10 protein-coding genes are annotated in these 12,266 nt (G+C 42.0%); all 10 read left to right on the top strand.

Going from position 1 to position 12,266, the window contains the following annotated elements; genetic code table 11:
* The first annotated feature begins 30 nt into the window (after positions 1 to 30).
* Entirely contained in the window at positions 31 to 2,808 is a 2,778-nt protein-coding gene (locus tag V2H45_RS06595) for a non-ribosomal peptide synthetase (protein WP_330482828.1), read from the top strand.
* Positions 2,809 to 2,833: 25 nt separating this feature from the next.
* Entirely contained in the window at positions 2,834 to 3,679 is an 846-nt protein-coding gene (locus tag V2H45_RS06590) for an ABC transporter permease (protein ID WP_330482827.1), read from the top strand.
* A gap of 119 nt (positions 3,680 to 3,798) precedes the next feature.
* Positions 3,799 to 5,079: an ABC transporter ATP-binding protein gene (locus tag V2H45_RS06585; protein WP_330482826.1), complete on the top strand. Its 1,281-nt coding sequence runs from the start codon at positions 3,799 to 3,801 to the stop codon at positions 5,077 to 5,079.
* 110 nt (positions 5,080 to 5,189) lie between these two features.
* Positions 5,190 to 6,113 (top strand): glycosyltransferase, encoded by a 924-nt coding sequence (locus V2H45_RS06580; RefSeq protein ID WP_330482825.1) that lies wholly within the window; start codon positions 5,190 to 5,192, stop codon positions 6,111 to 6,113.
* Positions 6,110 to 7,348, top strand: a complete 1,239-nt coding sequence (locus V2H45_RS06575; protein WP_330482824.1) for a glycosyltransferase family 4 protein — start codon at positions 6,110 to 6,112, stop codon at positions 7,346 to 7,348. The genes V2H45_RS06580 and V2H45_RS06575 overlap by 4 nt, the downstream gene beginning before the upstream one ends.
* A gap of 7 nt (positions 7,349 to 7,355) precedes the next feature.
* Positions 7,356 to 8,579: a glycosyltransferase family 4 protein gene (locus V2H45_RS06570; protein WP_330482823.1), complete on the top strand. Its 1,224-nt coding sequence runs from the start codon at positions 7,356 to 7,358 to the stop codon at positions 8,577 to 8,579.
* Positions 8,580 to 8,622: 43 nt separating this feature from the next.
* Entirely contained in the window at positions 8,623 to 9,654 is a 1,032-nt protein-coding gene (locus V2H45_RS06565) for an exostosin domain-containing protein (protein ID WP_330482822.1), read from the top strand.
* Positions 9,655 to 9,681: 27 nt separating this feature from the next.
* A complete protein-coding gene (locus V2H45_RS06560) occupies positions 9,682 to 10,818 on the top strand; it encodes a glycosyltransferase family 4 protein (protein WP_330482821.1) in 1,137 nt (378 codons plus the stop codon).
* The gene (locus tag V2H45_RS06555) at positions 10,815 to 11,729 is read left to right on the top strand and encodes a glycosyltransferase family 2 protein (RefSeq protein WP_330482820.1); all 915 of its coding nucleotides are present in this window, start codon (positions 10,815 to 10,817) and stop codon (positions 11,727 to 11,729) included. The genes V2H45_RS06560 and V2H45_RS06555 overlap by 4 nt, the downstream gene beginning before the upstream one ends.
* A gap of 15 nt (positions 11,730 to 11,744) precedes the next feature.
* Positions 11,745 to 12,236 (top strand): hypothetical protein, encoded by a 492-nt coding sequence (locus V2H45_RS06550; RefSeq protein WP_330482819.1) that lies wholly within the window; start codon positions 11,745 to 11,747, stop codon positions 12,234 to 12,236.
* Positions 12,237 to 12,266: the final 30 nt, after the last annotated feature.

The raw sequence follows: 12,266 nt of genomic DNA, 5'->3' as shown, positions 1-12,266 counted from the left end.
GTATGCTAATCGAACTCATCCAACCGCCATATGAAAACTTCGAGTGCAGTAGATGAGTTATCTATTTCGCGTGCAATGATCGCCAAGACGGATTGCAGAGAAAGTTCGCAGTTTTCTTTCCCAATCCCCGAGTTCTGTCAAATGTTTGAGGCTCAGGCAGCCAAATCTGCTGAGGCGATCACGATCGCTGCCAAAGGCGAGCAGTTGACCTACCAAGAGCTGAATGCTCGCGCCAACCAACTGGCACATTATCTTAAAGCGCAAGGTGTCGTGAAGGAAACACTTGTGGCACTTTGCATCGACAGTTTCGTGGCGATGTTAGTGGGGATGCTAGGCATTCTTAAAGCAGGTGGAGCCTATATTCCATTAGATCCTGCCTATCCTCACGAACGCCGAGCTTCCAAATTACGCAATGCTAAAGTATCTCTGATGTTGCCCCAACCAAATATGGTCTACACACTCTTAGACTATGGTGCAAAGGTAATTTCTTTAGATACTGATTGGGAAGTGATCGCACTTTATCATACACACAATTTGGAATGCGTCACGAATTCAGAAAATTTAGCCTACGTAATTTATACATCAGATTCGACAGGCGAACCCAAAGGTGTAATGATCGAACATCAAAGCCTGATAAATCACTGCCTTGCCCTTAGCAAAGCATACGAGCTAAACAGTTGCGATCGCGTTTTGCAGTTCTCTAATATCAGCTTCGATGTTGCGGTCGAAGAAATTTTCCCGACCTGGCTGAATGGGGGAACAGTTGTCTTGCCTCCATCTGAAATTTATACCTCCATTACTAATTTTCTGGAGATCGTCAAGCAGCAAGCGATTACGGTCATAAACTTACCCACGGCTTTTTGGCATGAACTAGTCAATGGAATTTCCTCGATCGAACAACCATTTTCTCCAGATCTTCGCCTTGTAGTTGTTGGAGGTGAAAAAGTGTCTAAATCGGTTTACCAGAAATGGCGATCGCTAGTTGGGGCTTTCCCTAGATGGCTCAACGCCTATGGACCTACAGAGACAACTATAACTGCTACGATCTACGATCCCCATAGTTCTAGTACAGAGCTCCCTCCTGATGCTGAGATTCCTATCGGTCGGGCGATCGCAAATCTTCAGACCTATGTTCTAGATCGAAACTTACAGCCTTCTCCAATTGGCGTTAAGGGTGAGTTATACATTGGTGGAGTTGGTCTGAGCCGTGGTTATCTCAATCGTCCAGATATTACTACTCGGCGCTTTATTCCTAATCCTTTTTCTAGCGATCCCAAGGATCGTCTGTACAAAACAGGCGATACAGTCCGTTATTTACCTGATGGCAATCTAGAGTTTATTGGTCGAGTTGATTTCCAGATCAAGATTCGTGGCTTTCGAGTTGAACCGATCGAGATTGAAACAAAATTAGAACAATATCCTGTTGTTAAACAAGCAATCGTGCTGTGTCACGATGCCCCCTCGGATAGATCCCTAGTTGCCTATCTAGCTGTGCAACAAGATGAGTCGCTCGATATTGAAGCGCTCAGGAGTTTTCTCCAGCGAAAACTGCCATATTATATGATACCCACTAGTTTTGTGGTCTTAGACAACCTACCTGTGACCCAAAATGGCAAAGTAGATCGACGAGCCCTACTCGATCTTGACATTGCAACACAAAGGAACGAGAACTTGATTTCTCCACGTGATGAAGTCGAACAACTACTGGCAAATATATGGGAAAAGCTTTTAGGTCGTCATGATATTGGTATTCACGACAATTTTTTTGAGTTGGGTGGTAATTCACTCCTCTCGGTACGTTTAGTTGCAGAAATTGAGAAAACTTTTAATTATCATCTTCCTCTGTCTTCATTCTTTCAGATCAGTACCATAGAAGAGATTGCCCAATCGATTCGTGAAAAGCCATCTGAGACAATCACTGCTGACGATCTTCCTTCAGGGCTTAGTCTGCAAGACTATCGAGCTTTACTTTCTTATAGTGCTGGACGTCCTGGAAAGCATTTAGGAAAACGGGGTCTAATTATAGAAACATCTCCAACAAAAATGCGATCGCCTCAGCCTTTTGTTTGGATTGGAGATATTAACGTTAGCAAGAAGTTAGGCTTACAACAACCAATCTATACGATGCCTGTAAATAGTTGGGAGCCCTTACATTCTCCAGAAAACTATATTTCAGCGATCGCTACCCTTTTGGTAGACGAACTACTTAGCGTTCAAACCGAGGGACCTTACGCGATCGGGGCATATTGTTATGAAGGGCTCGTTGCTATGGAGATGACACATCAATTGCAAAAGCAAGGGAGAGAAGTAGCTCTATTAGCACTTATTGATAAATTTGGTCCATCCTCTCTTCATCGCTTGTTTGGAAAACTTGATTGGTATTTTTGTTCCCTGACGTTTGACTGGTTTCAACTTGCTCCACTATCTCTTCGTGAAAAATGGCAGTATATTCAAAAGAGACTGCAACGCAGAGCTGAGTTTACTCGCAATGTACCTCAGATTGGGATCGATCTCGTAAAATCTCAGACAATAACCCTACTGGATGAAGCTGCAAATCGTTATGTACTTAAAGAGTATTCTGGCAGAGTGGTATTAGTTAAATCCACCAAGAGTGGGCTCAAAATTGGGTCAAAAGACATATTTAACTCTGATTTGTCTTGGCTCTTCCCCTACTATGGATGGGAGGGGCTATTAACGGGGAAAGTCGAGACTTATACTATTCCGTGCGAACATCTTGAAGTATACGAAAGTCCCTATATCGAGGAACTTGGTTATATTTTAGACAACTGCCTACAAGAAGTTAAATAACCATGATTGCATCAATTTAATATATATGAACAATCCAGATATTGCCTCTCAAAAAGAAATCGTAATTGAAGCAGGACGTACTGAACGTCAGTACTGGCAAGATTTATGGCGCTACCGAGAACTATTTTATTTCCTTGCATGGCGTGATATTTTGGTGCGTTACAAGCAGACCGCGATCGGGGTAGCTTGGGCGCTAATTCGACCATTTTTGACAATGGTTGTATTTACCGTGGTGTTTGGACAATTAGCTAAGCTTCCTTCACCTACTGGTGTTCCTTATCCAATTTTGGTGTTTGCCGGCATGCTACCTTGGCAATTCTTTTCCAATGCCTTAAGCGAATGTAGCAATAGTCTAGTTACCAACTCAAACTTAATTTCTAAGGTCTACTTCCCACGTTTAATCGTCCCTACTAGTGCTGTAATTGTTAGCTTTGTAGATTTCATGATTTCTGGCATGATTTTACTGGGGCTAATGGCTTGGTATAATTTTGTTCCTGATTGGCGCATCTTAACCTTGCCACTATTTGTTTTGATCGCTTTTTTGGCATCTATGGGTGTTGGACTGTGGTTAGCTGCTTTGACCGTCGAATATCGAGACTTTCGATTTGTTGTTCCCTTTATCGTTCAGCTTGGTCTGTATATTTCACCAGTAGGCTTTAGTAGCAGCATCATACCTGAGCAATGGCGATTTGTTTACTCTTTAAACCCTATGGTCGGGGTAATTGATGGGTTTCGTTGGGCGATTTTGAAAGGTAATTCAGAGCTTTATCTCCCTGGCTTTGCATTGTCTCTGGCTTTGATATTTTTATTGCTTTGGAGCGGAATTTGGTATTTTCGCAGAATGGAGAGAACATTTGCTGATGTAATTTAGGAATACTCTTTCTAGTAGATATTTCTAAATCTATAAACCTCAAATCACCACTTAGAACCTATAAACTTTTTTAGTGGTTATGACTAAACATAAAACTATTGCGGGAGACCAAAGCACTTATGTCTGAAACTGCGATTCGAGTAGAAAATCTGGGCAAAAAGTATATTATCAGTCACAAACAAGGACTGTCGTCCAACAAGTCTCTAAGAGAATCCATCAGCAATACTGTAAAGTCCATAGGGCAAAAGTTTCTCCCCTCTTCTACCAAAGAGATAAATCCATCTCGTGAAGAGTTTTGGGCACTTCAAGATATTTCCTTTGAAATTAAACAAGGAGATAGGGTTGGGGTAATTGGTCGCAATGGAGCAGGGAAATCAACATTGCTAAAAATCTTGAGTCGGGTTACAGAGCCAACTCATGGCAAGATTGCTATTAGAGGTAGAGTCGCTAGCTTACTGGAGGTAGGAACAGGGTTTCATCAAGAGTTATCTGGGCGAGAAAATATTTACCTTAATGGTGCCATCTTAGGTATGGGTAAAGAAGAGATAAAACGTAAGTTTGATGAGATTATAGCGTTTGCTGAGGTTGAGAAGTTTTTAGATACCCCAGTCAAACGCTATTCATCTGGGATGTACGTTCGGCTTGCATTTGCAGTCGCGGCTCATTTAGATCCAGAGGTTCTAATAGTAGATGAAGTACTAGCAGTTGGAGATGCTCAGTTTCAAAAGAAGTGTCTTGGCAAGATGGAAGATGTTTCTACAAAAGAGGGGCGGACAGTTATATTTGTCAGCCATCAGATGAGTGCAATTGAAGCATTGTGTAGCCGTGCTATTCTTCTCCAATCTGGGAAAGTCGTATTAGATAGTAATCCTCAAGAGGCAATTAGAGGATATCTAGGGAATGCCTATTCTTTAACAAAGGGAATTTCGCTCAAAGAAAGAACCGATCGAACTGGAAATGGCAAAGTGCGATTTGAGAGTTTTAGAATTATCGATGAAGAAGGTACTGAAGTTACTGCTTTACAGTCTGGCAAAGACTACAGGTTTGAATTAGGTTATTTTAATAGCCTTGAAAAGCGTACAGATAACGTTGTCGTTAGCCTTGACATTTTCGACGAAAGAAACAACAGAGTCATGCTGTTTAGAACCAATTTCACAAATGACAACCTTTCATTAAATCCTGGGTTTGGAAGCATTTCCTGTTCTATAAACAAATTGCCTCTAGCAAATGGTGAATATCGATTTTTGTTATTTATGAGCTATGCAGACACTGAAATATTTGATTGGATTGAGGATGCTGCTTCTGCAAGAGTTGATGGCGGCGATTTTTTTGGTACTGGAAGTATAGGACTCCCAACCCACTGCAAGCTCCTATCAGAGGTTCAATGGTCTAATAGCTAACGCACCTAAATATTATTTATTATCGCTATACTTAAACGTTTGACTTAAATTTCTGAATTCCGAAGGCAGCTCTTTGACTTTCCGATTACTGTCATTATACCAAGCGATATATGCAACTTCTTAGTGTCATTATTTGTACGCACAATCCAAGAGCGGAGTATTTAGGGAGAACTTTAGCTGCTCTTAAGACTCAAACTTTACCATTAGATCAATGGGAACTTTTGATCATTGATAATGCTAGCAATCGTCCTTTAGCACCTGAAGTCGATCTTAGTTGGCATCCTAACGCTCGTCATGTGAGAGAGGAACGCTTAGGTTTAACTCCTGCGAGAATGTGTGGCATTCAATCTGCTCAGGCTCAAATCTTGATCTTTGTAGATGATGATAATGTCCTAGATCGACATTATTTAGAAAATGTCTTGAAACTTAGTCAAGATTGGCCAATGTTGGGCGCATGGGGCGGTCAATGTCTACCTGATTTTGAAATTGAACCACCAGAATGGACAAAAGAGTTTTGGGAATATTTAGGAATTCGTACATTCGATCGCGATCGCTGGTCAAACTCACCCTACTGGGAAAACACCCCCATTGGAGCAGGTCTATGCGTGCGTAAGACTGTTGCAGAGACCTATGCTCATTCTTTACAAAACGATCCCCGCAGAACGAATCTAGATCGACAAGGAAATATGTTATTAAGCTGCGGTGATATGGATTTTGCCTACACAGCTTGCGATATGGGATTGGGGATCGGTGTTTTCAAAGACCTAAAATTATTGCACTTAATGCCACCTAATCGCCTTGAGGAATCCTATCTACTCAGAATGGTAGAACAGTCTGTTTATTCTAGAGTAATGCTATATTTCTTAAGGGGGAAAGAGGCAGATAGATTATCTTGGAAAGAAAAATTGAAACTTGTGCTGCCGTTTAGACTCAATCCCAAAAACTGGCGACTTGCACCTAGAGAACGGAAATTTAAACAGGCGAGAGAGCAAGGATACAACTTAGCAATGAAGGCTATTCTTAATCAGCAATGAAAATTGGTTATCTTCACCTTGGGCCATTTGAACATGGCATTAATCGCTATGGACGATTACTAGCGGCTGAGTCTCAACAGCGATCGAGTTTGGACGTTTTGGAAGCTGAAATCGTTTTAACAGATAATCCAATCTACAATCAAGAAGTGCTAATCAAGGCTGCACAACGGCTCTCAGATTCAGATCTAGTTCATATTCAATTTAGCTATTTTAACGATCGCTTATGGGGCTCGGGCTGGGATCAGCTAGTCCACCTGCGAGTCTTTTTAAATGCTTGTCCCTGTCCAATTGTCGCTACACTACATGATGTTTACTATGTACCGACAGGAGTTAAAGGAATTCTTAAGTATATGGTACCTCAACTTTTTTCTGCCTTTGGCATTAAAACGTTCGGTTCCGATCCATCCCCTGAAGAAGCATCATCAATTTCTACATTGAGAAAGGCTGTTCGAGTTGTAAAAAGTTGGTGGATTCATAACTTTGGTGCAGCCACAGCAACATTGAGAGAACTTACAAAGCATGCTCATTTAATTCTTGTATGCTCTCAAGAGGAAGCGCAGCGTTTAGACAGCCACGTGGATCCCAAAAAACTAAAAATTATTCCACATTTTGTTGAAACTCGCTCTCTTTCAACCACACCAGTTGAAGCGCGTAATTCTTTAAATTTAGTCAAAAAAAGAGTCATAACAATTCTAGGGTTTATTTTTCGTCCTAAAGGCTATCAATTGGTTGTAGAAGCACTCCCGTATTTACCTGATGATATCCAAGTAGTTTTTGCAGGAAATGCAGACGCGGATAGAGAGTTTGTAGATTTTTTGCATAAGCTAGCTCAAGAGAAAGGAGTGGATCATCGTATTCGGGTTACAGGATATTTGTCTGAGATAGAGCTGGAGTCTTATTTACTTGCTACCGACTTAGCAATTTGTGCCTTTATTGCATTTTCAGCCTCAGGTTCTATTTCTACTTGGATTTCTGTAGGGTGCCCTATTCTTGCCTTCGATCTGCCTCAGATTAGTGAATATAACCTGATCGAGCCAGATGCAATCCAAGTTTTCAAGCCTTATACGCCCATAGCGCTGGCAGCAGCCATTCAAGAGTTCTTAAAGCGGGATCGTGAAACTCTGAGCATTAAAGTAGCAAGATTGGGACAGAAATTATCGCTACCTAATATCATCGATCGACATCTGACCCTTTACACTTCTATAAATCAGCATTCTCATCCCAACCCCAATTAGACAAATTATGAGAATTTTATTTATTTCTCGCCATTTCCCAAATGACCTGCGCACTAGCACCTATGGAACATATCAACGGATGGGCATGTTGATTGATGCAATCAAGGAAATTGCACAAATAGATATTCTCTACTACGTTTCACCAGAGATTGATATTTCTGAAGATACTCGCATATTCAAAGAACAGGAACTTTCTCAGCATTGGAATGTCCCAATTCATATCTCTTTGTGTCATCTATTTAGTCACCCAGACTATCTCCCAAAATGGCAACGGCATTTACAGGGGATTTTTAATTTTGCTAAGCAACTTTTATTTTTCGGTACCAGTGGAGTCGAGCAGGTTAGAGCCTTTGAGCAATGTTTGCAACGCAAACCTGACATTATTTTTGCTCACCGTTTAGGTGCGATCGCTCCTGCTTTACTGACCTCTCAACCTTTACCTCCCATTGTCTTAGATTTGGATGATATCGAACACATCAACTTTTTAAGGACTTTAAAGCAACTGCCTAAACAATTGGAGCCCTGGTTCTATGGCTTGCAAATCCCTGCACTCTGGTGGGGAGAGTTACAGGCGATTCGTCGTGCAAAGGTGACATTTGTCTGTTCTGAAGGCGATCGCCGTTATCTTGCCGAAACATGGAGGCTTCGTGGAGTTGAAGTCGTTCCCAATACAGTAAATATTCCAGAGCCTCAGCCAATTGTCGTAGAACCAACCTTACTGCTCTTAGCTAGTTATCAATATGAACCAAACTTCCATGCAGCAGACTTTTTAATCGAAAAGATTTGGCCGCATATCTACGAAGCAATGCCAGAAGCCAAACTCATAATTGCAGGTCGAGAGCCCCAGAGAATTCGCAGCTATAATCAAGCTCCTCATGGGGTTGAATTTACTGGGTTTGTAGAGAATTTGGATGCCCTCTATCAGCGATCGCGAGTTGTTTGTTGTCCGATCTTGTCTGGAGGAGGAACTCGGATCAAAATGGTTGAGGCTGCTGCCTATGGTAAGCCAATTGTTGCTACAGCGATCGGTGCTGAAGGGTTAATGATGTCTGATGGGCAAGAATTTCTCATGCAAAATAGCCCTAGAGAATTTGCTCAAGCCTGCCTAGAACTGCTCAAAAACGATTTTTTGTGTGAGAGACTCGGGAAATCTGCACGTGAATCTGCGATTAAATATTATGATCGTTCTAGGATCTTGAGAAACATCCAACAATATGTTTTAGATGCCTAATTGGGCGAATCAGAACTTTTCATTGTGGTAAAGGTAATTAAAGATGAAAATTTATGTCAGTCCTTGCAATCCTATGATGATGTATCGAATAGACCAATTGTACGATTGGGCTAAGTTAGCACAACCTCAAATTCATACGTTTACTGAAGATCCCGAAGAAGCAGATATCATTTTTGTCCCTGACACACTTTTCACGTACCATCACAACCGTCAGTTTCTCTACAAGTTTTTACATAAATGTTATGCACTTGATTGTGCTGACAGACCTCATTTAATTATTCCTGGGTTATATGCCAGTGCCATTAAATTTTTTCATAAACATCGCGTGCGAGGATGCTCTTACTTATTTAATCGCCATCGCCGCAATGCTTTTCTAAATTCCGAGCCAGAGGTATCAGATCGAAATTCATCAGGACTAAACAATCAAAAGCAGTATCTATTCTCATTTATCGGTGGCTCGACATCTTGGGTTCGCAAGCGTCTACTTAAGCTCAATTTTCAAAGAGATGATGTTGTAGTTCGATGCAGTACGGGTACTTACAATCACTGGAGTGACGAACAGCAAAATCGCGAAGCGATTCAGAAAAGTTATGTGGAAGTGATACGTCAGTCAAAGTTTGCACTCTGTCCTAGAGGAATTGGTTCAAATAGTATCCGCCTATTTGAAGTTATGGAACTTGGGGTAGCTCCGATTATAATTTCTGATGTTTGGTTACCTCCTAGTGGACCTGATTGGCAAAGTTTCGCTCTTTTTGTGAAAGAATCAGCAATTGACAACCTTGTGGCAATTGCTGAAAGGCATATTTCAGAATCTGAAGAGAGAGGGCGATTAGCTAGAGAAGCTTGGGAACAGTACTTTTCCGATCCTTTCTGTTTCAATCGATGTATTGAAGTTATCGAAGAATTAAGCCAAAGCAGAATCCCAGTCTTAGATAAAGTTATCCTTTATTGCTATCCATTAGTTATCTTTGGTATTCAATGTAAAGAATTAGTAAGAGAATGGCTTAGAGTCTCTATCTTGTTTGTCTTTCGCGTTTTTTCGCTGAAATTCCCCTACGAGGTTGAACGCGATTAATTCAAATAGCTGGAGAATTTTAATTGCATGAAAATTTGTATTGTTACGCGTAACATTATGAAAGGTGATGGTCAAAGCCGAGTCAATTATGAAATTGCTTGGGAGGCTATCCGTTGTGGTCATGATGTCACTATGTTGGCTAGCAGTGTAGATTTAGAGCTACAGCAAAGTCCCCAAGCCCACTGGATTGAAATTCAGGTTCAAAAGTGGCCTACCCAAATATTGGGCGGGTTGGCATTTTCTTGGCAATGTGCGCGTTGGTTAGCTCGGCATCGTGCCGGACTTGATGTAGTGATGGTGAATGGTGCAAATACAAACGAGCGATCAGATATAAATGCTGTACATTTTGTACATACTTCTTGGCTGCGATCGCACGTTCATCCTTGGCAGCTACGTCGAGATCTTTATGGTGCTTATCAGTGGCTCTTTAGCGCCTTAAACGCTTATTGGGAGAAAAAAGCCTTTCAGAAAACAAATATCGTTGTGGCAGTATCTGAGAAGGTAAAGCAGGAATTACTAAATATCGGGGTTCCATCAGATCGAATTCGAGTCATTTTAAATGGAGTCGATTTACATGAATTTTCACCAGGTACGAGCGATCGCCTAAAGTTGGGCTTGCCTGAAGGCGTCACACTTGCCCTATTTGTGGGTGACATCCTCACCAGTCGCAAAAACCTAGATTCGGTGCTAAGGGCTCTGGTAAACACACCTGATTTGCACCTAGCCGTGGCAGGAACTACTGAGGGAAGTCCTTTTCCTAAACTTGTATCTGACTTAAACTTGAGTCAAAGAGTTCATTTCCTAGGCTTCCGCCGTGATGTTTCAGAGCTTATGAAGGGAGCGGATTTCTTTGTATTTCCCTCACGCTATGAGGCTTGTACGTTGGTTTTACTCGAAGCGATCGCCTCTGGACTGCCTGTGATTACGGCGAATAGTGCAGGGGGGGCAGAAATTATTACACCAGACTGTGGAATTGTCTTACCCGACTCAGAAGATATCCAAGCTTTAGCAGAAGCACTGACCAAGCTAGCCAGCGATCGCAACCAGAGAGATCGAATGGGACATGCTGCCAGAGCGATCGCAGAACGACATAGTTGGACGAGCATTGCGCAGAAATATGTGGAAATATTTGAGGAACTTACCAAAGTACAAGTACAAGTATGAAGATCGCAGCAATTATTCCCACTTACCAACGACCTAAAGATTTGGAGCGTTGTTTGGAAGCTTTTAAAAGGCAAACACGCCCAGTCGATCAGCTATTCGTAACTGTGCGGGATACAGATGCTGAAACTTGGACTTTTCTGCAATCCTACAATGCAGAGCTTCTGCCGTTACAGGCTTTAATAGTAAAGGTTCCAGGTGTAGTTGCCGCCATGAATTGCGGACTTGATGCTGCTACAGGAGATATTATCGCTTTTACGGATGATGATGCTGCCCCTCATGCTGATTGGCTAGAACGCATTGAAACCTATTTTTTAAAAGACGAGAAAATTGGCGGTGTTGGCGGACGGGACTGGCAGTATGTTGGCACTGAAATTAAAGAAGTAGGCGAACGGAAAGTGGTTGGTCAGATGCGGTGGCATGGGATGGTAATTGGCAACCATCATCTCGGAGTGGGTGAACCTCAAGAGGTGTATGTATTGAAAGGCGTAAACATGAGTTTTAGGCGAGATGCGATCGCCGAACTTCGCTTTGACGAACGTATGCGCGGCACGGGAGCCCAAGTACATTTTGAGCTAGCATTTTCGTTACGCTTAAAACAAGCAGGATGGAAAATCATTTTCGATCCTAAAGTTGCAGTCGATCACTTCCCAGCGCAGCGTTTTGATGAAGATCTGAGAGAGAAATTCAGTGCGATCGCCCTGGAAAACCAAGTTCATAATGAAACCTTAGCGCTACTAGATTACCTATCCCCCATACGACGAATTGTTTTTTTATTAGTAGCCACCATAATAAGCTTCTTAAAATGGTTGCAACTACTCCCAAGAGAAGGAGTACTATCAAATGAAAAATTCCTAGCATCCTTACGTGGTAGATGGCAGGGAGTGCAGACTTGGAATCAAGGTAGAAAGTAATTTTGGAGATATAGCGTGTCCCATAGACAAATTCTCTCAGAGCAGCCTGCGATCGCAAAATCGCCCCTAGGTTTCAAGAAACCAACTCTACCTTGGACAGTAATTTTAGTATTCATAGTTTTTACGGCTCTTGCCGCGATCGGTGGGGCTGGCAAAATTCTAACCGTTACCTTTCCTGTTATCGCACTTGCTGTAGGCATATACCTATATTTTCGGGCACCTATTCTTTACAACGGTTTCACGTGGTGGATCTGGTTTCTGACACCATTTGTTCGACGTGTTGCTGATTTTCGCAGTAGCTATACTGAACCTAGCCCCATGCTACTTGCGCCGTTTTTAGTCACAGCGATTAGTCTTATAGCTGTTTGCCAAAATCTTCCTAATGCCCGCCGACTAGGAGGTCTGCCTTTTGTTATGGCAATGGCAGGAACCCTCTATGGTTATCTAGTTGGACTGATTAATATTCCGAATGCCTTTATTGTCACTAGTACAGCAGGGCGGAAATAGGGCTACCCTATAGAAGGTGAGCTAAATGAA

The sequence above is a fragment of the Tumidithrix elongata BACA0141 genome, assembly GCF_036349135.1.
GTDB classification, from domain to species: Bacteria; Cyanobacteriota; Cyanobacteriia; order Pseudanabaenales; family Pseudanabaenaceae; genus Tumidithrix; species Tumidithrix elongata.
This window is presented reverse-complemented; position numbering and strand designations above follow the sequence as displayed.

Excerpts from the sequence above, each read along its gene's own strand:
- V2H45_RS06595 (WP_330482828.1), top strand. The coding sequence starts at position 31 with ATGAAAACTTCGAGTGCAGTAGATGAGTTATCTATTTCGCGTGCAATG.
- V2H45_RS06590 (WP_330482827.1), top strand. The coding sequence starts at position 2,834 with ATGAACAATCCAGATATTGCCTCTCAAAAAGAAATCGTAATTGAAGCA.
- V2H45_RS06585 (WP_330482826.1), top strand. The coding sequence starts at position 3,799 with ATGTCTGAAACTGCGATTCGAGTAGAAAATCTGGGCAAAAAGTATATT.
- V2H45_RS06580 (WP_330482825.1), top strand. The coding sequence starts at position 5,190 with ATGCAACTTCTTAGTGTCATTATTTGTACGCACAATCCAAGAGCGGAG.
- V2H45_RS06575 (WP_330482824.1), top strand. The coding sequence starts at position 6,110 with ATGAAAATTGGTTATCTTCACCTTGGGCCATTTGAACATGGCATTAAT.
- V2H45_RS06570 (WP_330482823.1), top strand. The coding sequence starts at position 7,356 with ATGAGAATTTTATTTATTTCTCGCCATTTCCCAAATGACCTGCGCACT.
- V2H45_RS06565 (WP_330482822.1), top strand. The coding sequence starts at position 8,623 with ATGAAAATTTATGTCAGTCCTTGCAATCCTATGATGATGTATCGAATA.
- V2H45_RS06560 (WP_330482821.1), top strand. The coding sequence starts at position 9,682 with ATGAAAATTTGTATTGTTACGCGTAACATTATGAAAGGTGATGGTCAA.
- V2H45_RS06555 (WP_330482820.1), top strand. The coding sequence starts at position 10,815 with ATGAAGATCGCAGCAATTATTCCCACTTACCAACGACCTAAAGATTTG.